Annotated in this window: 17 protein-coding genes; 10 read left to right on the top strand and 7 right to left on the bottom strand. The window is 67.5% G+C overall.

Annotated features, from left to right (window positions below; genetic code table 11):
• Nucleotides 1-5: 5 nt before the first annotated feature.
• On the top strand, nucleotides 6-320 hold the full coding sequence (locus ACEN9N_RS23605) for a cytochrome C oxidase subunit IV family protein (protein ID WP_007829103.1): 315 nt from the start codon (nucleotides 6-8) through the stop codon (nucleotides 318-320).
• A gap of 24 nt (nucleotides 321-344) precedes the next feature.
• On the opposite strand, the gene ACEN9N_RS23600 is transcribed toward ACEN9N_RS23605, so the two are convergent.
• The 4 genes from ACEN9N_RS23600 to ACEN9N_RS23585 form a co-directional block, all read right to left on the bottom strand.
• The gene (locus ACEN9N_RS23600) at nucleotides 345-1970 is read right to left on the bottom strand and encodes an MFS transporter (RefSeq protein ID WP_007829101.1); all 1626 of its coding nucleotides are present in this window, start codon (nucleotides 1968-1970) and stop codon (nucleotides 345-347) included.
• A gap of 147 nt (nucleotides 1971-2117) precedes the next feature.
• Nucleotides 2118-2888: an amino acid ABC transporter permease gene (locus tag ACEN9N_RS23595; protein WP_495654646.1), complete on the bottom strand. Its 771-nt coding sequence runs from the start codon at nucleotides 2886-2888 to the stop codon at nucleotides 2118-2120.
• An 86-nt stretch (nucleotides 2889-2974) separates the two neighbouring features.
• Nucleotides 2975-3733, bottom strand: coding sequence for a basic amino acid ABC transporter substrate-binding protein (locus tag ACEN9N_RS23590; RefSeq protein ID WP_495654645.1), 759 nt, complete (start codon nucleotides 3731-3733; stop codon nucleotides 2975-2977).
• 90 nt (nucleotides 3734-3823) lie between these two features.
• Nucleotides 3824-4300, bottom strand: a complete 477-nt coding sequence (locus tag ACEN9N_RS23585) for an Lrp/AsnC family transcriptional regulator (RefSeq protein WP_007829095.1) — start codon at nucleotides 4298-4300, stop codon at nucleotides 3824-3826.
• A gap of 176 nt (nucleotides 4301-4476) precedes the next feature.
• Between ACEN9N_RS23585 and ACEN9N_RS23580 the strand changes: the two genes are divergently transcribed.
• From ACEN9N_RS23580 to ACEN9N_RS23560, 5 genes are all read left to right on the top strand, one after another.
• Nucleotides 4477-8088, top strand: coding sequence for an indolepyruvate ferredoxin oxidoreductase family protein (locus ACEN9N_RS23580; RefSeq protein WP_495654644.1), 3612 nt, complete (start codon nucleotides 4477-4479; stop codon nucleotides 8086-8088).
• 294 nt (nucleotides 8089-8382) lie between these two features.
• Nucleotides 8383-8718 carry a preprotein translocase subunit YajC gene (gene yajC, locus ACEN9N_RS23575; RefSeq protein WP_007829092.1) on the top strand — a complete coding sequence of 112 codons (336 nt, stop codon included), beginning with the start codon at nucleotides 8383-8385 and terminating at the stop codon, nucleotides 8716-8718.
• Between the two features lie 79 nt (nucleotides 8719-8797).
• Nucleotides 8798-10681 (top strand): protein translocase subunit SecD, encoded by a 1884-nt coding sequence (secD, locus tag ACEN9N_RS23570; protein ID WP_413314052.1) that lies wholly within the window; start codon nucleotides 8798-8800, stop codon nucleotides 10679-10681.
• 18 nt (nucleotides 10682-10699) lie between these two features.
• Nucleotides 10700-11653, top strand: coding sequence for a protein translocase subunit SecF (gene secF / locus ACEN9N_RS23565; RefSeq protein ID WP_495654643.1), 954 nt, complete (start codon nucleotides 10700-10702; stop codon nucleotides 11651-11653).
• Nucleotides 11654-11810: 157 nt separating this feature from the next.
• Nucleotides 11811-14189, top strand: coding sequence for a DUF1631 family protein (locus tag ACEN9N_RS23560; protein WP_495654642.1), 2379 nt, complete (start codon nucleotides 11811-11813; stop codon nucleotides 14187-14189).
• A gap of 19 nt (nucleotides 14190-14208) precedes the next feature.
• Here the strand turns inward: ACEN9N_RS23560 and ACEN9N_RS23555 are convergent, their stop codons facing one another.
• The 3 genes from ACEN9N_RS23555 to ACEN9N_RS23545 form a co-directional block, all read right to left on the bottom strand.
• Complete coding sequence (locus ACEN9N_RS23555; protein ID WP_007829088.1) at nucleotides 14209-14727, bottom strand: Smg family protein; 519 nt, start codon at nucleotides 14725-14727, stop codon at nucleotides 14209-14211.
• A 150-nt stretch (nucleotides 14728-14877) separates the two neighbouring features.
• On the bottom strand, nucleotides 14878-16023 hold the full coding sequence (dprA, locus tag ACEN9N_RS23550) for a DNA-processing protein DprA (RefSeq protein ID WP_495654641.1): 1146 nt from the start codon (nucleotides 16021-16023) through the stop codon (nucleotides 14878-14880).
• A 34-nt stretch (nucleotides 16024-16057) separates the two neighbouring features.
• Entirely contained in the window at nucleotides 16058-17275 is a 1218-nt protein-coding gene (locus tag ACEN9N_RS23545) for a LysM peptidoglycan-binding domain-containing protein (RefSeq protein ID WP_007829086.1), read from the bottom strand.
• 159 nt (nucleotides 17276-17434) lie between these two features.
• On the opposite strand from ACEN9N_RS23545, the gene def reads away from it, so the two are divergent.
• From def to ACEN9N_RS23525, 4 genes are read left to right on the top strand one after another with little or no spacing between them, the layout of a single operon-like run.
• Nucleotides 17435-17953: a peptide deformylase gene (gene def / locus ACEN9N_RS23540; RefSeq protein WP_056592978.1), complete on the top strand. Its 519-nt coding sequence runs from the start codon at nucleotides 17435-17437 to the stop codon at nucleotides 17951-17953.
• A 4-nt stretch (nucleotides 17954-17957) separates the two neighbouring features.
• Nucleotides 17958-18467 carry a hypothetical protein gene (locus tag ACEN9N_RS23535; RefSeq protein WP_413334302.1) on the top strand — a complete coding sequence of 170 codons (510 nt, stop codon included), beginning with the start codon at nucleotides 17958-17960 and terminating at the stop codon, nucleotides 18465-18467.
• On the top strand, nucleotides 18464-19423 hold the full coding sequence (gene fmt, locus ACEN9N_RS23530) for a methionyl-tRNA formyltransferase (RefSeq protein ID WP_495654640.1): 960 nt from the start codon (nucleotides 18464-18466) through the stop codon (nucleotides 19421-19423). Before ACEN9N_RS23535 ends, fmt begins: the two co-directional genes overlap by 4 nt.
• Nucleotides 19423-20163, top strand: coding sequence for an AzlC family ABC transporter permease (locus ACEN9N_RS23525; RefSeq protein WP_495654639.1), 741 nt, complete (start codon nucleotides 19423-19425; stop codon nucleotides 20161-20163). Before fmt ends, ACEN9N_RS23525 begins: the two co-directional genes overlap by 1 nt.
• The last annotated feature ends 12 nt before the right edge of the window (nucleotides 20164-20175 follow it).

Genomic DNA, 20175 nt, shown 5'->3' with positions numbered 1-20175 from the left:
CGACCATGAACCCCGACACCGGCCAACAACATCCGATCGGCCTCTATCTCAAGATCTGGGGGCTGCTGTTCGTGCTCAGCACGATGTCGTACCTGGTCGACTACTTCCATTTCCATGGGTACCTGCGCTGGACCCTGATCATTGTCTTCATGCTGCTGAAGGCGGGGCTGATCGTCTCGGTCTTCATGCACATGGCCTGGGAGCGGCTGTCGCTGGTCTATGCCATCCTGGTGCCGCCCCTGTGCCTGCTGGTCCTGGTGTGGTTGATGGCGGCGGAGGCCGGCCACACCTTCCTGACACGGATGACGTTCTTCCACTGACGGTGGCGCGGGCGGCGGCCCGGCTCAGCGCCGCACCACGTAGCGCGTCACCACCGGCGGCGACTCGCCCAGGTGGAACGCCAGCCGGCGCTCGCGCAGCGCCATGTCGCTCGCGGTGGCGCGGTTGAAGCGGCGCAGGTGATCGGTCCACGATTCGTCGACGATCTGCTCCACATAGCGTTCCGGCTGCGCAATGTCGTGCAGCAGCTCCCAGCCGATGGCGCCCTGGCTCAGGCGCGCACGGCGGGTCTGCTGCATCACGAGGTGGAAGGCGGGGGCGCGGGCCGGGTCGATCATGAATTCCACTGTGATGACCACGCGGCCGTCTTCCTGCGGCGCCTCGGCGGGCGGGCCGGCGGCCCAGCCGGCCTGGGCGGGGCTGGTGTCGTCCTCGCCGCTCACGTCGGTCACCCAGCGCAGCGCGGCGAGCATCAGCAGCGTGCCGCTGACGGCAGCCACGCACAGGCTGGCGACCAGCGTGGTGACCGTGGCCACCTGGCCCCAGAGCGCTGCGCCGATCGCGCTCGCGCCCATGATCGCCATCTGGTACATCGACATGCCGCGCGCGCGCACCCAGTCGGGCAGCGCGAGCTGGGCCGACACCGACAGCGAATTGGCCACCGTGATCCATGCCATGCCGCCGAAGAACATCGCCGGCACCGCGACCCATGCATTCGGCGCGAAGGCCATGACGGCGGTGGCGCCCGACTGCAGCAGCGTGCCGCGCAGCACCAGCTGGTCGCGCCCCATCGCCTGGCGCAGCCGCGGCAGGAACAGCACCGCGACGATCGCGCCCGAGCCCATGGCCGCCAGCAGCAGCGTGAAGGTGCCGGCGCCGCCGCCCTCGAGGTTGCGCGCCAGCAGCGGCAGCAGCGCCAGCAGCGCGGTCGAGTGGAAGAAGAAGATCGAGATGCGCGTGAGCACCGCGCGCATGCGCTGCGACTGCCGCACGAACTGCACGCCCACGCGCATCGCGCTGACGAGCTTCTCGCGGCCCAGCGGGTTGGGTGTGTGCTCGCGCCGCCAGCGCAGCACCACGAAGCCCGAGGCCACCGACAGCACCGCGTTCAGCGCGAACACCCACACGGTGCCTGCGCTCGCGATCAGCATGCCGGCCGTGAGCGGGCCGACGATGCGCGAGGCGTTCATCGCGATGCCGTTCAGGCCCAGCGCGGCCGGCAGCTGCGGGCGCGGCACCAGCTCGGGCACGATGGCCGCAAACACCGGCCAGCGCAGCGCCAGGCCGATGCCGTTGGCGAAGGTCAGCGCCAGCAGCAGCGGTGCGGTCATGAGGTCGAGCGCCAGCGCCGCGCACAGCACGATGGCCGTGCCGGCCAGCCAGAACTGCGTGGCCACCAGCCAGCGCCGGCGGTCCAGGATGTCGGCCAGCGCGCCGCTGGGCAGGCCCAGCAGGAACACCGGCAGCGTGGAGGCCGACTGCACCAGCGCCACCCAGATCGGCGAGGTGGTCAGCGAGGTCATCATCCACGCGGCAGCCACGTCGTTCATCCACATGCAGATGTTGGCGACGAGCCAGGTGCTCCACAGCATGCGGAACACGGGAAGCTGGAGCGGCACGAGGGCCGCGAGCTTCGCCGGCTGCGGCCGCACGGGCGGGATCGGTGTCTCTTCGGGGGATATGGGTGGCATGTGGCGCTATTTTGGCCCCGACGCCTGCAGGCTTCGCGATCCCGCCATTCCGCGAACACCGAGGAACCGGCTTTGCCGGGCCTCAGGTGTTGCCCCCTGCAAGGGGTTGGCGAAGCGACACGAAGTGCGCGAAGCCTGGGGGTGTGCCTAGGTTCTATCGCTGCGCGCCAGACGGTGCTCGAGCCTTCTCAGCATGGTGGTCAGCACCAGCGTCATCACCCAGTAGATGACCGAGATCGCGAGGTACGGCTCCCAGTAGCGCGCGTAGGCACCCGCCACGGTGCGCGCCGCGTACGCCAGCTCGGCCAGGCCGATGGCCGAGACCAGCGACGTGTCTTTCAGCAGGGCGATCGCGTTGTTGCCAAGCGGCGGCAGCATGCGGCGGAAGGCCTGCGGCAGCACCACGTAGCGCATCACCTGCGCGGGCGAGAAGCCGATCGAGCGGCCCGCATCGAACTGTCCGCGCGAGATCGACTGGATGCCGGCGCGGAACACCTCGGAGATGTAGGCCGCCGAATTGAGCGTGAGCGCCACCACGCCGGAGATGAGTGCGCCGTGCTCCTGCTTGAGCGTGCGCGCGAGCTCGCCGTCGATCAGGATGCCCGTCGTCGGGTGGATGAACACCGGCATCACCGCGAAGTGGATCAGCAGGATCTGCACGAACAGCGGCGTGCCGCGGAAGAAGCTGACGTACACAGTGGCCGGCCAGCGCAGGAAGAAGCGCGCGACCCAGGTCCACGGTGCGTGGCGCGGATGCGCGAGCCGAGCGAGCGCGAGGCACAGGCCCCAGCTCGAACCCAGCAGCACGCACACCACGGTCATGCGCAGCGTCATCCAGGCGCCTTGCCAGAACAGGTCCTTGTATTCGACCAGGATGTCCCATCGGAACCATCCGAAAAGAAGAATTGGTTGTTCCATCTATCGCCTCCGCTTCATCGCGTCAAACTCAAAAAACAAACGGCCGCATCGTGGCGGCCGTGATCGGATCACAGGTGGGGTGCGGCTCAGCGGACGTTCGGGTCCTTGTTGAACCACTTCTTGTAGATCGTCGCGTAGCTGCCGTCGGCGCGGATGGCCGCGAGGCCGGCCGTGAGCTTGTCGAGCAGGGCCTTGTCGCCCTTCTTCACGACGATGCCGAAGCCCTCTTCGGGGAAGGACTTGTCGTCCAGCGTCTTCAGGTCGGGGTTCTGCGCCACGCGATAGGCGATGACGCCGTTGTCGCCCATGGCGGCATCGACGCCGCCGCCGGCCAGCTCGGAAATGATGAGCGGCGTGCTCTCGAAGCGGCGGATGTCGGGGTTGGTCTTGCCGAACTCGCGCGAGGCGATGTCGTCGGCGGTGGAGGCGCTGACCACGGCGATCTTCTTGCCGGCCAGGTCCTTCAGCGAGGCGACCTTGCTGTTCTTCGGCAGCGCGATCAGCTGGCGGGCCGCGAAGTACGGCGGCGTGAAGTCGTAGCTCTGCTTGCGCTTCTCGTTGATGGTGACGCCCGAGATGACGAGGTCGACGTCGCCGTTGTTCAGCGCGCCGAAGATGCCGGTGAAGGGCGTGTTGACGATCTTGATCTTCAGGCCCTGCTGCTTCGCGATGGCGTTGATGATGTCGATGTCGAAACCGACGATCTGCTTGTCCTTGTTCTCGAAGGCGAAGGGCGCGTAGGTGGCGCTGGAGGCCACGGTGAGTTCGCGGTTCTGGGCCTGGGCACTGAATGCGAGCGTGGCGGCAGCGAGGCCGAGGGTCAGGGCGCGGCGGAGGGAGTTCATTCGGGGGTCCTTGTTTTTCGCCGTCCGGCGGGAGGTGGTGGGCGGGGATTTTAGGCTGTCGCTATCGGGCGGCCGCGTCGCCGCATGCACTCAGCGTGCCAGATGCCCCAGCGGCAGCGCGCTGCTCGCCTTCACCTCGCCCAGCGAGAAACTGGTGTGGAGGTCCTTCACATTCGGCAGGTTCATCAATTGCTGGCGCGCAAAGGACGAGAAGCTGTCGAGATCCTGCGCCACCACCTGGAGTTCGAAGGTGCCGGTGCCGCTGATGTAGTGGCAGGCCACCACCTCGGGCATCCTGCGGATCGCGTCCTCCAGCTTGCGGGTGGCCTCGTGGGTGACGCGCTCGGTGTCCACGCGCACGAAGGCAAGTACGCCGAGCCCGATCTTGTGGCGGTCGATCTCGGCGTGGTAGCCCTTGATGACGCCCGCCTCCTCGAGTGCCCGCACCCGGCGCCAGCAGGGCGCGGCCGAGAGCCCCACGCGTTGCGCAAGCTCGGCGTTGGTGAGGCGACCGTCGGCCTGCAGTTCTTGCAGAATTGCGAGGTCGAACTTATCGATGCTTTCCATTAGCGCGGATTTTAAGCAAGATTCTTTCTGGAAGCCGCTTTTTCGAGGCAAAGAACGCAAACACCTGTCGCCGACCCCGGCATACACTTTGCGTGACCATGGGCTCGCGCCCTACCGGGCACAGACCCAAGCAATCAGCCAGGCCCACAAGGCCCTGCCATACGGAGACAGACACCATGAACGCCCCGCTGCCCGAGCACATCCGCAAGGCGCTAGAAACCGTCACGCTCGACGACAAGTACTCCCTCGACTACGGCCGTGCCTTCATGAGCGGCGTCCAGGCCCTCGTGAAGCTGCCCATGCTGCAGCAACTGCGCGACAAGCAGGCTGGCAAGAACACCGCCGGGTTCATCAGCGGCTACCGCGGCTCTCCGCTTGGCGGCTACGACCAGGCGCTGTGGAAGGCAAGCAAGTTCCTCAAGGAACGGAACATCGTCTTCCAGCCCGGCGTGAATGAAGAGCTGGCGGCCACCGCACTGTGGGGCACCCAGCAGCTGGGCTTCTCGCCCGCGGGCACCAACAAGTTCGACGGCGTGTTCGGCATCTGGTACGGCAAGGGCCCGGGCGTGGACCGCTGCTCCGACGTCTTCAAGCATGCCAACATGGCCGGCACCACCGAATTCGGCGGCGTGATCGCGGTGGCGGGCGACGACCACATCTCCAAGAGCAGCACGGCCGCGCACCAGAGCGACCACATCTTCAAGGCCTGCGGCACGCCGGTGTTCTTCCCCACAAGCGTGCAGGAAATCCTCGACCTGGGCATCCATGCCTTCGCCATGAGCCGCTTCTCGGGCGTGTGGTCGGGCATGAAGACGATCCAGGAGATCGTCGAGTCGAGCGCCACGGCCATGATCGACCCCGAGCGCGTCGAGATCGTCATCCCCACCGACTTCGAGATGCCGCCCGGCGGCCTGCACATCCGCTGGCCCGACCATGCGCTGGAGCAGGAAGCCCGGCTCATGCACTACAAGTGGTATGCCGCGCTGGCGTACATCCGCGCCAACCGGCTGAACCACAACGTGATCGAGGGCCCGAACGACCGCTTCGGCATCATGGCCAGCGGCAAGGCCTTCAACGACACGCGCCAGGCGCTGATCGACCTCGGCCTGGACGACGCGGCCTGCCGCCAGCTCGGCATCCGCCTGCACAAGGTGGGTGTGGTGTGGCCGCTCGAGGCGCAGCTCACGCGCGAATTCGCCACCGGCCTGCAGGAGATCCTGGTGGTCGAGGAGAAGCGCCAGGTCATCGAATACCAGCTCAAGGAAGAGCTCTACAACTGGCGCTCCGACGTGCGCCCCAACGTGGTCGGCAAGTTCGACGAGGGCGAAGTGCACGCGGCCGAGGGCTACTCGGGCGGCGAATGGTCGATGCCCAACCCGACCGCGCACACCCTGCTGCGCGCCAATGCCGACCTGAACCCCGCGCTGATCGCCAAGGCCATCGCCTCGCGCCTGAAGAAGACCGGCCTGCTGGCCGCCGCCGGCGCCGACATGGCCGCGCGCATTGATGCCCAACTCGCCATCCTCGAAGCCAAGGAACGCGCGATGGTGGTGCAGCAAGCCTCCACCAGCGTGGCCGACGCGACGCGTCAGCCCTGGTTCTGCTCGGGCTGCCCGCACAACACCAGCACCGTGGTGCCCGAAGGCTCGCGCGCCATGGGCGGCATCGGCTGCCACTTCATGGCGACCTGGATGGACCGCTCCACCATCGGCTTCACGCAGATGGGCGGAGAGGGCGTGCCATGGGTGGGCCAGCAGCCCTTCACCACCGACCAGCACATCTTCGCGAACCTGGGCGACGGCACGTACTTCCACAGCGGCCTGCTCGCCATCCGCCAGAGCATCGCGGCGGGTGTGAACATCACCTACAAGATCCTCTACAACGACGCGGTCGCCATGACCGGCGGCCAGCAGGTCGGCGAGCGGCCGGAAGGCCACTCGGTGCTGCAGATTGCCGAGAGCCTGCATGCCGAGGGCGCCGCGAAGGTCGTGATCGTGACCGACGAGCCCGAGAAGTACGAGGGCGTGAGCATCCCCGGCGACCATGTCCAGGTGAAGCACCGCGACCTGCTCGACGAGGTGCAGCGCGAGTTCCGCAAGATCCCCGGCACCACGGCCATCATCTACGACCAGACCTGCGCGACCGAGAAGCGCCGCCGCCGCAAGCGGGGCACGGCCGTCGATCCGGCCAAGCGCGTGGTCATCAACGAGCTGGTCTGCGAAGGCTGCGGCGACTGCAGCGTGCAGAGCAACTGCCTGTCGGTCGAACCGCTGGAGACCGAGTTCGGCCGCAAGCGCACCATCAACCAGAGCAGCTGCAACAAGGACATGAGCTGCCTGAAGGGCTTCTGCCCGAGCTTCGTCACCGTCGAAGGCGGCCAGCTCAAGAAGAAGGGCAAGAACAAGGGCGCCACGCCGGCCGAGTTCGGCCTGCTGCCCGAGCCCGCGATTCCGTCGCTGGTCGGCGGCAAGGTCTGGGGCGTGGTGGTGGCGGGCGTCGGCGGCACCGGCGTGATCACCATCGGCCAGCTGCTCGGCATGGCGGCGCACATCGAGGCCAAGGGCATCGTCACGCAGGATGCGGCCGGCCTCGCGCAGAAGGGCGGCGCCACCTGGAGCCACGTGCTCATCGGCGACACGCAGGACGACATCCGCACCACGCGCGTCGGCACCGCGGCGGCCGACCTGATCCTGGCCTGCGATCCGCTGGTCACGGTCAACGGCGAAACCATGGCGCGCATGCGCGAAGGGCGCACGCACGTGGCGCTCAACAGCCACAGCTCGCCGACGGCGGCTTTCGTGCGCAACGCCAACTGGCAGAACCCCGAAGACGCTTGCGCCGCCGAGATCGCGCGCGCCGTGGGCGTCGACGGCATGGGCACCTTCGACGCCGATGCCGCCGCCACCACGCTGATGGGCGACAGCATCTACGTCAACCCGATGATCCTGGGCTACGCCTGGCAAAAGGGCTGGATCCCGCTGGCGCACGAGTCGCTGATGCGCGCCATTGAACTCAACGCCGTGGCCGTCGAGAACAACAAGACGGCGTTCGAATGGGGCCGCCAGGCGGCGGTGCGTCCTGAGGAGCTGCAAAAGCGCGTGCGTCCCGGCCAGGTCATCGAGTTCAAGAAGCGCGAATCGGTCGAAAGCCTGGTCGCGCGCCGCGTCGAGTTCCTGACCGGCTACCAGAACGCCGCCTACGCCGACGAATACAGGCAGTTCGTCGGCAAGGTGCAGCAGGCCGAATCGGCCGCCGGCAAGAGCACCGCGCTGACCGAAGCGGTCGCGCGCTATCTGTTCAAACTGATGGCCTACAAGGACGAGTACGAAGTCGCCCGCCTGCACACCGATCGCAGCTTCCTCGACCGCGTCGAAGGCATGTTCGAGGGCGACTACAAGCTCAACTACCACCTGGCGCCGCCGCTCATCGCGAAGAAGGACGCCAAGGGGCAGCTCCAGAAGCAGAAGTTCGGCCCCTGGATGCTCACGGGCTTCCGCTTCCTCGCGAAGCTGAAGGGCCTGCGCGGCACGGCGCTCGACATCTTCGGCCGCACCGAGGAGCGCAAGACCGAGCGCGCGCTGATCGGCGAGTACCGCGCCAGCATCGAGGAAGTGATCGGAGGCCTGCGCGCGGACAACCACGCGCTGGCGCTGGAAATCGCAGCCCTGCCCGAGCAGATCCGCGGTTACGGCCACGTGAAGGATCGCAACCTGGCGGCGGCCCGCACCCGCTGGAGCGAGCTGATGGCCAAGTGGCGCAATCCGCAGGGGCAGCGCGCGGCGGCCTGATCTTCAGGGCTCTTCAGGGCTGGTCGACCATGCAACGGGCGCCCGATGGGCGCCCGTTGCTATTCAAAAGATAGCGAAACGGCGCGCAATCCTCTGCCCGGAAAGCCCTCCCGGCCGCGCCGGATAAGCGCGCGGAGCGGTCATCTGCGCCGAATACAATGGCCGGTGCTGTGCGCGGCCAAGCCGCGCCGCGCTTTGACTTGCGGTCCGCCTCCTTCGCGGCCGCGAAGCCCAAGGAACCGCGGGCACGTCCTGCGCTCCCATCGTTTTCTCTTCCCTCTGCTGGAGACTCTCTTGTTCATTTCCTCTGCTTTCGCCCAGACCGCGCCCGCTGCAGCCGGCGGCGGTGACATGTTGTCCTCCCTCGGCAGCATGCTGCCGCTGGTGCTGATGTTCGTGGTGCTGTACTTCGTCATGATCCGGCCCCAGATGAAGCGCCAGAAGGAAGCCCGCGCCATGATCGAGGCCCTGGCCAAGGGCGACGAAGTCGCCACCGCCGGCGGGGTGCTCGGCAAGATCACCTCGATCGGCGACCAGTACCTCGGCCTCGAAATCGCCAACGGCATCGAGATCAAGATCCAGCGCAGCGCCGTGGTGCAGGTCCTGCCCAAGGGCGCCGTCAAGCAATAAAAGCGTGAGCTGAACCTTGCGCCTTGCGGCGCAGGGCCCCAATTCACGCCGTGTTCCGTTTCAGAAAAAGCGCTTTCTCATGAACCGTTACCCGGTCTGGAAGTACGCGATCATCGTGGTCGTGTTGCTCGTGGGGCTCATCTACGCCCTGCCCAATTTCTTTGGCGAGGCGCCTGCGGTGCAGGTGTCGGCTGCGAAGTCGACCGTCAAGATCGACGCGTCGACCCGGGCCAGGGTGCAGGAGCTGCTCAAGACGGCCGGCCTCACGCCCGAACTGCTGAGCCTCGAACCCACCGCGGTGCGGGCGCGGTTCGCCACCACCGACGACCAGATCAAGGCGCGCGATACGCTGCAGCAGGCCCTGGTGCCGAACGCGGACGAACCCTCCTACGTGGTGGCGCTGAACCTCGTGTCGCGCTCGCCCTCGTGGCTGACCGCGCTGCACGCCTTCCCGATGTACCTGGGCCTCGACCTGCGCGGCGGCGTCGACTTCCTGCTGCAGGTCGACATGCGCGGCGTGCTCGACAAGAAGGCCGAATCCTTCGCCGGCGACATCCGCATGGGGCTGCGCGAGAAGAAGGTGCGCGGCAGCGCCGTGAACCGCAACGGCCAGACCGTCGAAATCACGCTGCGCGACGCCGACAGCCTGGAAACCACCCGGCGCCTGATCCAGGACACGATGCCGGACCTCAGCACCGTCGAGAGCCAGCAGGGCGCCGAATGGCGCATCGTGGCCAGCATCAAGCCCGAGGCCGCGCGCCGCATCCAGGACGCGGCGCTCAAGCAGAACGTCACGACGCTGCACAACCGGATCAATGAACTCGGCGTGGCCGAACCCGTGATCCAGCAGCAGGGCATCGACCGCATCGTCGTGCAACTGCCCGGCATGCAGGACCCGGCCCAGGCCAAGACCATCATCGGACGCACCGCCACGCTCGAAATGCGCATGGTGGACGAAAGCGCCGAAGGCCGTTCGGCCGAACTGAGCGGCGGGCCGGTGCCTTTCGGTTCCGAGAAATTCCTCGACCGCCAGGGCCGCCCGGTGATCGTGAAGAAGCAGGTGCTCGTCACCGGCGAGAACCTCACCGACGCGCAACCCGGCTTCGACCAGCAGAGCAACCAGCCCAAGGTCGACCTGACCATGGACTCGAAGGGCGGCACCATCATGCGTGACGTGAGCCGCGAGAACTACAAGAAGCGCATGGCCATGCTGATCTTCGAGAAGGGCAAGGGCGAAGTGCTCACGGCCCCGTCGATCAACGGCGAACTGGGCAACCGTTTCCAGGTGTCAGGTTCGATGACCGTGTCCGAAGCCAACGACCTCGCGCTGCTGCTGCGCGCCGGCTCGCTGGCCGCGCCGATGGAAATCATCCAGGAACGCACCATCGGCCCGACGCAGGGTGCCGAGAACATCAAGAAGGGCTTCGACAGCGTGATGTACGGCTTCGCCGCGATCATGGTGTTCATGTGCATCTACTACGCGCTGTTCGGCCTGTTCTCGTCGATCGCGCTGGCCGTCAACCTGATGCTGCTGGTGGCCATTCTCTCGATCCTGCAGGCCACGCTCACGCTGCCGGGCATCGCGGCCATGGCGCTGGCCATCGGCGTGGCGATCGACTCCAACGTGCTGATCAACGAGCGCGTGCGCGAGGAACTGCGCAACGGGGCGTCGCCGCAGGCGGCGATCCATGCGGGCTACGAACGCGCCTGGGGCACCATCCTCGACTCCAACGTGACCACGCTGATCGCGGGTATCGCGCTGCTGGCCTTCGGCTCGGGTCCGGTGCGCGGCTTTGCGGTGGTGCACTGCATCGGCATCGTCACCTCGATGTTCTCGGCCGTGTTCTTCTCGCGCGGCCTCGTGAACTTCTGGTACGGCCAGAAGAAGAAGCTCAAGACGGTGTCCATCGGCACGGTCTGGCGGCCGAAGACCGACGGCGCGGCCGTGGCCGAAACCAAGTAAGAGGCAGAAGAGACAGCCATGGAATTCTTCCGCATCCACAAGACCATCCCGTTCATGCGCCACGCGCTGGTGCTGAACATCATCTCCTTCGTCACCTTCGCGCTGGCGGTGTTCTTCCTGTTCCACCGCGGGCTGCACCTGTCGGTGGAGTTCACCGGCGGCACGGTGATGGAAGTGGCGTACACGCAGTCGGCCGACGTCGGCAAGGTGCGCGACATCGTCGGCAAGCTGGGCTACACCGAAGTTCAGGTGCAGAGCTTCGGCAAGTCGGTGCAGATCCGCCTGCCCGTGAAGAAGGGCGTGACCTCCGCCCAGCAGAGCGCACAGGTGATGGACGCGCTGAAGGTGGCCGAGCCGACGGTGGAGCTGCGCAGCAACGAATTCGTCGGCCCGCAGGTCGGCGACGAACTCACCACCAACGGCCTGAAAGCCCTGGGCATGGTGGTCGTCGGCATCATGATCTACCTGGCGTTCCGCTTCGAGTGGAAGTTCGCGCTGGCCACCGTACTGGCAAACCTGCACGACGTGGTGATCATCCTGGGCTTCTTCGCCTTCTTCCAGTGGGAGTTCTCGCTGGCGGTGCTGGCGGCGGTGCTGGCGGTGCTGGGCTATTCGGTGAACGAATCGGTCGTGATCTTCGACCGGATCCGCGAGAACTTCCGCCGCTACCGGAAGATGTCGACCACCGAGATCATCGACAACGCGATCACCTCGACCATCAGCCGGACCATCATCACCCACGGCTCCACCCAGCTGGTGGTGCTGTCGATGTTCTTCTTCGGCGGCCCGACCCTGCACTACTTCGCGCTGGCGCTGACCATCGGCATCTGCTTCGGCATCTACTCGTCGGCCTTCGTGGCGGCGGCGATCGCCATGTGGCTCGGCGTGAAGCGCGAAGACCTCATCAAGGGCGGCCCGGCCAAGCGCGACGGCGAATCCGAGGACGACCCGAACGCCGGCGCCGTGGTCTGACGGATACTTCGGGGTTCAACACAGCGGCGGCGGCCCGGCTGCCACCGCGGTTCGCATGCAACGCCGGGCGCTCTCCGCACTTGTGCGGTGGCGCTTCCCGATGCAAGCTCGCAGTTGTTGCCGACGAATCGACCATCCTGGCCTTCCCGACTTTTCAATGAGCATTGCGCGGTCCGCCTCTTCCCTGCAGCTCGCACGCGAGACGCGTGAGCGTTTCGTATCGGCCACCGAGGGCGCCATTGCGCCGCTGGCCGGCGCGATCCGGGACCGGTTGACGGCCCTGGCCTCCGAGGTCGGCAACGCCCGTTCCATGCAGGAAAACCGCGACGACTTCGTCGCGTTCCAGGGCCACGCCACGCAATGGGTGACGCTCGCGCAGGCCGGCTGGCGCAAGGCGCTGGGCACCACATCCGGCGCCATGACCGCGCCTGCGGCGCTGCGGCTCGAACTGATCGGCAATGAAGTGGTGGAGAGCAACATCCTCTCCTCGCGCCTCGCGCAGATGATCCACGACAAGGCCAGCTTCGAGCTCAGCGACCTGCGCCTGCGCATCCAGCACCTCGAAGGCACGACCGAGCTCGACGCCAAGGACGTGCTCAAGCCCGAGACGCTGGCCAAGCTGCTGGTCGACCAGTGGCTGGCGGCAGGCCTGAGCCGCGGGTTGTGGGCCCGCGTGCAGGACACGGTGCAGCAGGGGCTGGTCGAGGTGATCGTCAAGGCCTACGAGAGCGCCAATGCCTATCTGATCGCCAATGGCGTGATGCAGGAGATCGATCTCAAGAGCTTTGTCCGGCGCACGGGCAATGCAGGCGGCGGCGGATCGGGCGTCGCGCCGGTCGACAGCGGCATGACCGGCGGTTCTACCATTGCGCAGCGCCCCGGGTACGGATTCGAAGGACATCAGCAGGCGTCCATGCCCTCGACCATGGCGCCCACGTCGACCACCGGCGGCTCGCCGCTGATGATCGCGCGGCAACGTGCGCAGACCGCACTGCTGAGCCTCAAGCGCTTCGTGACTGCGCGCATCGGCGGCGACGCGGGCGGTGCCGCCGCACAGTTCCAGACCGGGGGTGCGGAAGGGCGCGCCACGGGCGGCGGCGGCCAACCGGGCCAGGGCGGCGGCGCGGCGCCCCGCGTGTTCTCCAGGACCTTCGCCGGCGCCATCGCCGACGCCGAGGTCGCCTACCGGATGGCCGCCACGCAGTACATGGATGGCGCGGGCGAACAGGCCACGCTGATCCAGCAGACCGCCGTCGACCTGCGCCGGCGCTCCACCGAACTCAAGAAGCGCGCGCCCACCACGGCCGACAAGGCCACGGTCGAGATTGTGGCGCTGATGTTCCAGGCCATCCTGGCCGAAGAGCGCATTCCGTTCTCGGCGCGCGTGTGGTTCGCGCGCCTGCAGATGCCGGTGCTGCGCGTGGCCATCGCCGAGCCCGAGTTCTTCGGCACGCTGCAGCACCCCGCGCGCATGCTGATCGACCGCATGGGCTCCTGCGTGATGGGCTTCGATGCGGCCGCCATCACCGGCAGCGCGCTTGAAGGCGAGATCCGCCGCGTCGTGCAGGTGATCGAGCAGTATCCCGAAACCGGCCAGCGCGTGTTCAAGCTGGTGTTCGACGAATTCGTCGCCTTCCTCAACCGCTACCTGACCCAGAGCGACACCACGCAGCGCGTGATGAGCGTGGCGCAGCAGGTCGAGCAGAAGGAGACGATGGCGATCCAGTACACCATCGAGTTGCGCAAGATGCTCAACGACATGCCGGTGCGCGACGAGATCCGGGAGTTTCTCTTCAAGGTCTGGGCCGAGGTTCTCGCCATTGCCGCGCTGCGCTACGGCGCGCAGGGCGAACAGACCGTGATGCTCAAGCGCGTGGCTTCGGAGCTGGTATGGGCCGCGAGCGCCAAGCCCAACCGAACCGACCGCGCCCGCGTGATCCAGGACCTGCCGCAGCTGCTGCAGCGACTGCGCCAGGGGATGGCCCTGCTCGGCATCGTGGACGAGCCGCAGGAGGCGCACATCAAGACCATCGGCGCTACGCTGTCCGACGCCTTCCTGTCGAAGACCGAGGCGATCCCGCAGGCCAAGATCGAGGCGATGGCCGAGCGGCTGGCACACCTGGAAGATTTCGTGACCGACGTGGGCGGCACCGCCGACCTGCCGCTCGATGCCCACAGCATCGAGCTGCTGCTGGGCGTGGATGCGGCCTCGATCGAGGTCATTCCCGACGCCGCCGGCACCAAGGTGCCCGAGGACATGCTCGCCTGGGCGCATGAGCTGCAGGTGGGCAACTGGTTCATGCTGGACCACAACGACCGCGTGAGCCAGGTGCAGTTCGTCTGGCGCAGCGATCGCAAGCAGCTGCACCTGTTCGCGTCGTCGGATGGACGCAGCTTCCTGATCCAGGCGGGGCGGCTGGCGACCTACCTGCAGGCCGGGTTGCTGGTGCCGGCGGAAGAAGAAACGCTCACGGTGCGTGCCACGCGCGAAGCGCTGGCGAAGCTGGATGCGAATCCCGAGCGGCTGCTGAACTAGCAGCCAGCTCCTGCGGCGGCTAGTGTGCCGTGCGGCCCTCGCGCGACTCGCAGAGCTCATCGAGCACCAGCGCATCGGGTTCGATGCCCGTGCTCCAGTGCACCATCAATACGATGATTTTCAACTCGTCGAGTGCGACCGGGTCGCCGGGCGCCGCCATGGCACGCTCGACGACGATCTCGCGCAGGCCGCAGGGCAGCACGTTCGACGATTCGAGAAAGCGGATGAAGCCGAGGCACTCGGCGCCGAGGTGCTCCTGCTCGGCCTGCGAGTAGATGCGCATCGCATCGGCGGACTGCGGCATGGCCGCTTCGGGGGTGCCCCGGAGAACGACCGTGGCGCTGCCCTCGTCGTTGGCGCTGCGCTCGATCTGCATGCCTTGCGTGGCAAGGCTCAGGCCGTCGAGCCAGTGAAGGGCCTCGCGGATTTCCTCTGCCTCGAAGCCGTGTGCGCTGAGCTTGCGGCCCAGCTGATCGGGTTCGGGACAGGCATCGCCGCGCCAATAGTTTTCGTACACAAAAACAAGCACTTCGAACATGAGCTCAATATAGCCGAGTAAGGTGGCTCACCCCCAGGCTTCGTGCACTTCGTGTCACTTCTCCTTCCCCCTGCCGGGGGCGGGCCGGCCGCTTCGGGCGGCAGTGCGCGGCGGCCCCCGCAAAAAAAGGCGCGGCCTGGGGCCCGGGAATCAGCCGATGGCCGTTCTCTGGAAGAGGCCGCCGGGCAGGCGTGCGATATGGCCGTCCAGCTCGAGCTCGAGCATCTTCGCCTGGAGTGCCGCGGCGCTCCAGCCGGTGCGCGCGCTGAGGGCATCGAGGCTCACCGGGTCGTGGCCGAGGGCTTCCAGAAGCGGATCTTCGTCGGTGGCGACGGCAGCCGTGCTTCCGTTTCCGGACGCGGGCGCCGCCGCCGCTCGCGACTGCAGGGGCGGCAGCTCCTCGAGAATGTCGCTGACCGATTCCACGAGCTTCGCGCCCTGGCGGATCAGCGCATGGCAGCCGCGCGATTGCGGCGAATGGATCGAGCCCGGGATCGCAAACACTTCCTTGCCCTGCTCCGACGTGAGCCGCGCCGTGATCAGCGAGCCCGACTGCAGCGCCGCCTCGACCACCAGCGTGCCGCGTGCCAGCCCGGCGATGAGCCGGTTGCGCTTCGGAAAATTCTGCGTGAGCGGCGGCGTGCCCAGGGGCAGCTCGCTCACGATCAGCCCCTGCAGCGTGATGCGGTGCGCCAGGTCGCGGTGCCGCGCGGGGTAGACCCGGTCGAGCCCCGTGCCCACCACGGCCACGGTTGCGAGCCGGGGCGCATCGCCGGCCGCATCGAGCGCGCCCTGGTGCGCCGCGCCGTCGACGCCCAGCGCGAGGCCCGACACAACGGGCAGCCCCGCCTCGCCCAGCGCCCGCGCGAAGCTGCGCGCGTTGGTGGCGCCCTGCGGCGTCGGATTGCGGCTGCCCACGACGGCGATGCTGTGGCCGAGTTGCGTGAGGTCGAAGTCCGCGGCACCGAGCACGTAGAGCATCAGCGGCGGGTCGGCCATTTCAAGCAGCGAGGCCGGATAGCCGCTGTCGCCCAGCGTCACGATGCGGCGCGAGACGCCGCCATCGGCCGCCTGCAGCCATTGCCAGGTCTGGTCGATCTGCGCCTGCAGGCCGGGAGGCGGCTGCAGCAGCGCTTCGGCCTGGGCCAAGGAGACGACCTCGCGCAGCGCGGCAGGGGGCTGCGCAAAGATGCCGTCGGGCAGCCCGAAGGCCGCGAGCAAACGGCGTGCGGCACCGTCACCGATGCCGGGCGTCAATGAAAGCCGCAGCCAGCCTGCGAGTTCTGCGCGTTCCAAACGAATGTGCGAGGAATGAAGCCGGGGTCGCTGGTCAGGGGTTGACGAGGAAGTCGCCGGCGCGCGGAGTGTCGTTGATTTCGAGCACCAGCGCGTAGGACACCTTCTCGAAGGTGCGGAACACCATCAGCAGGCCGATGCGTTCGTTCGGCAGCTTGATGGTTTCCTTGCGGGCGCCGGTGCGGTCGAGGATGGTTTCGCCGTTCTTCAGGATGGCCAGCACATGGCCGTTGTCGATGCCGTCGCGCGTGCCCTTGTTGATGGCCACCACCTGGTTCTGTGCCGCGAACTGCACCGCGTTGCCATAGACCGACACGATGCGGCCGTCCACCTGGGTGGAGGGCGCGCGCGGCGCGTAGCTCAGCAGCTGGCGCGGCGGCTCGGGCAGCAGGCGGTCGCCGGCGCGCATTTCCTCGCGCGACGCGACGATGTCGATGCTGGCAGGCACCACCGTGATGACGTCCTTGTCTTCCACCGTCTCGACCGTGGTCGACTCGCCGCGCTGCAGCCGGGCCTTGCCCAGGTACTGCGCCTCGTAGCCGAGGATTTCGCCCGTGCCCGGGTCCTTCAGCGGCGTGGCGTTGCGGAAGATCCGGAAGTTCTGCACCGGTCCCGGCACCTCGACCAGCGGCGCTTCGGCGCTGCCGCGGGCATAGGCCCGGTCGCCGCGCGACAACAGGACGCGGCTGTCGTTGCCCGCGACGATGCGCGGCGCGCTTTCCAGCGTGCCGGCGTCCACCACGATGGGTTCGCTGAGGAAGGGCTCGATGATGCTCGGGTTGAGCGTGGGCAGTGCCATGCCGGCCAGCGAGTCGAAACGGGTGCGAGGTGACAGCTTGATGGTTCCGCCGTCGCCGCTGAAGCCGCCGCGGCGGGTGGTCAGGCGGGCGCGGCCGCCGCTCTTGTCCAGGTAGAGCACCTGGCCCGGATAGATCCGGTGCGGGTTGGCGATTTCATTGATGTTCATGCCCCACAGCTCCGGCCAGCGCCAGGGGCGCAGCAGGTAGAGGCGGGAGATGGCCCAGAGCGTGTCGCCGGGCTTGACGGTGTATTCGTCCGGCGCCTTGGGCGACAGTTCGCTCAGCGGCACGCCGGCCTGGGCGGTCTGCTGCGCCGTGGCGCGCTGCTGCGGGGTGACGGGGTAGTTCTGGGCCCAGGCTGTCGTGGCGCCGCAACTGCCGATGACCGCCAGGGCTGTCAGCGTGGCGAGGAGGGAGGGGCGCTGGCGTTCGGTGAGTCTGAGCTTTTTCATGTCTGGATGGGTGAGCGCCCACGGTAGCGCGGCGCATACGAATCTCACAATTTGCTACGAATTCTGCGCTGAAGCCCTTTGGAGGGCAACGATTTCGGGCTCCTGCGGCGCCTTGAGTCGCGGAATTGGCGAAAATAGCCACAACTTTCCCCCGATTTCATGGCCAAACGAATCATTCTGAGTTACCCGGACAAACGCCTGCACACGGTGGCCAAGCCGGTGCAGGGCGTCGACGCGCGCGTCAAGGCGCTGGTCGCCGACATGCTGGAAACCATGTACGACGCCAGCGGCATCGGCCTGGCGGCGACCCAGGTCGACGTGCACGAGCGCGTCGTCGTCATCGACATTTCCGAGGAGCGCAACCAGCCGATCGTGTTGATCAATCCCGAGATCACCTGGGCCAGCGACGAGAAGGTGCTGAACGAAGAGGGCTGCCTCTCGGTGCCCGGCATCTACGACGGCGTGATGCGATCCACCTCGGTCAAGGTGCAGGCGCTCGACGAGAACGGCGAATCGCGCACCATCGAGGCCGACGGCCTGCTCGCCGTGTGCATCCAGCACGAGCTCGACCACCTGCTGGGCAAGGTGTTCGTCGAGTACCTTTCCCCCCTGAAACGCAACCGCATCAAGAGCAAGCTGCTCAAGCAGCAGCGCGAAGACCTGCGCGAACGGGCCTGATCCCATGCGCGCACGCGGTTTCGGTTCCCTTGCCGCACAGGCGGTCGTCGCCGTCGCCACCCTGGGTCTTGCCGGCTGCGCCAACGAGCCCACGCGCATCCAGCCGGGCGCCACGGCCGCCGACACCCTGCAGCGCCTGGGCGCGCCCACGGGGCGCTACCCGCTGACGGGCGGCGGCGAGCGGCTGCAGTACTCGCGCATGCCAGCCGGCTTCGAGGTGACCGACATCGATGTCGACGCCTCGGGCAAGGTGGTCTCGGTGACGCAGGTGCTCAGCGAGGCGCGCTTCGGCCAGGACATCAAGGTCGACCAGTGGCGCCAGAACGATGTGGTGGCCTTCTACGGCCGCCCCTATGAAATCACCCGCGTCAGCTCCTTCGACGGTGTCGTCTGGACCTGGCGCTACAAGGCCGTGAACGAGCGCCGCATGCTGTACATCTACATCGATCCGACCGGCGTGGTCCGGCGCTATCACACGGGGGACGATCTCGAGCTCGATCGGATCCGCGATTGAGCCGCCTCAGAGTCGTTTTCGCGGGCACGCCCGAGTTCGCGCGCGTCGCGCTGGAGGCCATTGCCGCCGCCGGCCATGACGTGGTGCTGGTAATGAGCCAGCCCGACCGGCCCGCCGGCCGCGGCATGAAGCTGCAGGCGTCGCCCGTCAAGCAATGCGCGGTCGCCAACAATTGGCCCGTGGCCCAGCCGCGCAGCCTGCGGCTCGATGGCAAGTATCCCGACGAAGCCTCGGCCGCGCGCGACACCCTGCTGGCCGCCAGGCCCGACGTGATGGTGGTCGCGGCCTACGGCCTGATCCTGCCCCAGTGGGTGCTCGACCTGCCGGTGCACGGCTGCCTCAACATCCATGCGAGCCTGCTGCCGCGCTGGCGCGGCGCCGCGCCGATCCACCGCGCCATCGAGGCCGGCGACGCACGGACCGGCATCACCATCATGCAGATGGACGCCGGGCTCGACACCGGCGACATGCTGCTGCGCGAGGCCGTCGACATCGGCGACGACAACACCGACCGCCTGCACGACCGGCTGGCCGAACTGGGCGCAAGGATGATCGTCGAGGCGCTTGCGGATATCGGCGCGCTCGTGCGCACGCCGCAACCAGCCGAAGGCGTCACCTACGCCAGCAAGGTCGAGAAGCACGAGGCGCTGATCGACTGGGCCCAGCCGGCCGACGCCATCGTGCGCCGCATCCGCGCCTTCGACCCCTTTCCCGGCGCCAACAGCCCACTCGATGGCGAAACCATCAAGCTCTGGGCGGCCCATGCGGTGCCGTCACCCATGGCATCGGCCGCGCCGGGCACGATCCTCGCCGTCAGCGATGCCGGCGTGGCCGTGGCGGCGGCTGCCGATTCGGTTGTCGCCGTCACCGAACTCCAGCGGCCGGGCGGCAAGCGCCTCGCCGTGGCCGATTTCCTGCGCGGCTTCGACCTGAAGCCCGGGCAGGTGTTCGGCTGATGTTTCTCTCGCAAAGCATCCGCGGCCGACCGGAATTCCGCATCGGCATGCGCGACATGTCTCCGGTGGCGCTCGGCATCGGCGCCTGGGGGCTGATGACCGGCGTGGCCATGGTCAAGTCGAACATGAGCGTGCTCGAGGCCGTGGCGATGACCCTGCTGGTCTACGCGGGCAGCTCGCAGCTCGCGGCCATTCCGCTGTTGTTCGCGGGCGCGCCGGCCTGGGTGATCCTGGCCACGGGCTTCTGCGTGAACCTGCGCTTCGTGGTGTTCAGCCTGCACCTGCGCCCCTACCTCATGCACATGCCGCGCTGGCGCCGCATGCTGCACGGCTACCTTACGGCGGACATGAGCTACGCGCTCTTCACCAAGAAGTACCCGAAGCCGCCGCTGACCATCGCCGAGCAGGAAGCCCAGGAGGCCTACCTCACCGGCAACTACTTCGTCACCTGGTGCGCCTGGATGGGCATGAGCCTGCTGGGCGTCGCGCTGGCCAACTTCATTCCGCAGAAATGGGGCCTGGGCTTCGCGGGCGTGCTGAGCCTGGTGGCCATCGTCTGCTCGATGGCGACGACCCGCCTGCGCGTGCTGGCCGCGCTGATCGCCGGCGCCACGGCGGTGGCGGCCTACGCGCTGCCGCTGAAGCTCAACATCGTGGCCGCCATCGGCGTGGCGGTGCTGCTGTGCTTCTGGCTCGAGAAGCAGCTCGGGCTCGACCCGAACGCGGAGGACGACAAGTGAGCAGCGCCGGCG

The organism is Variovorax sp. Varisp46 (genome assembly GCF_059491885.1).
This window is presented reverse-complemented; position numbering and strand designations above follow the sequence as displayed.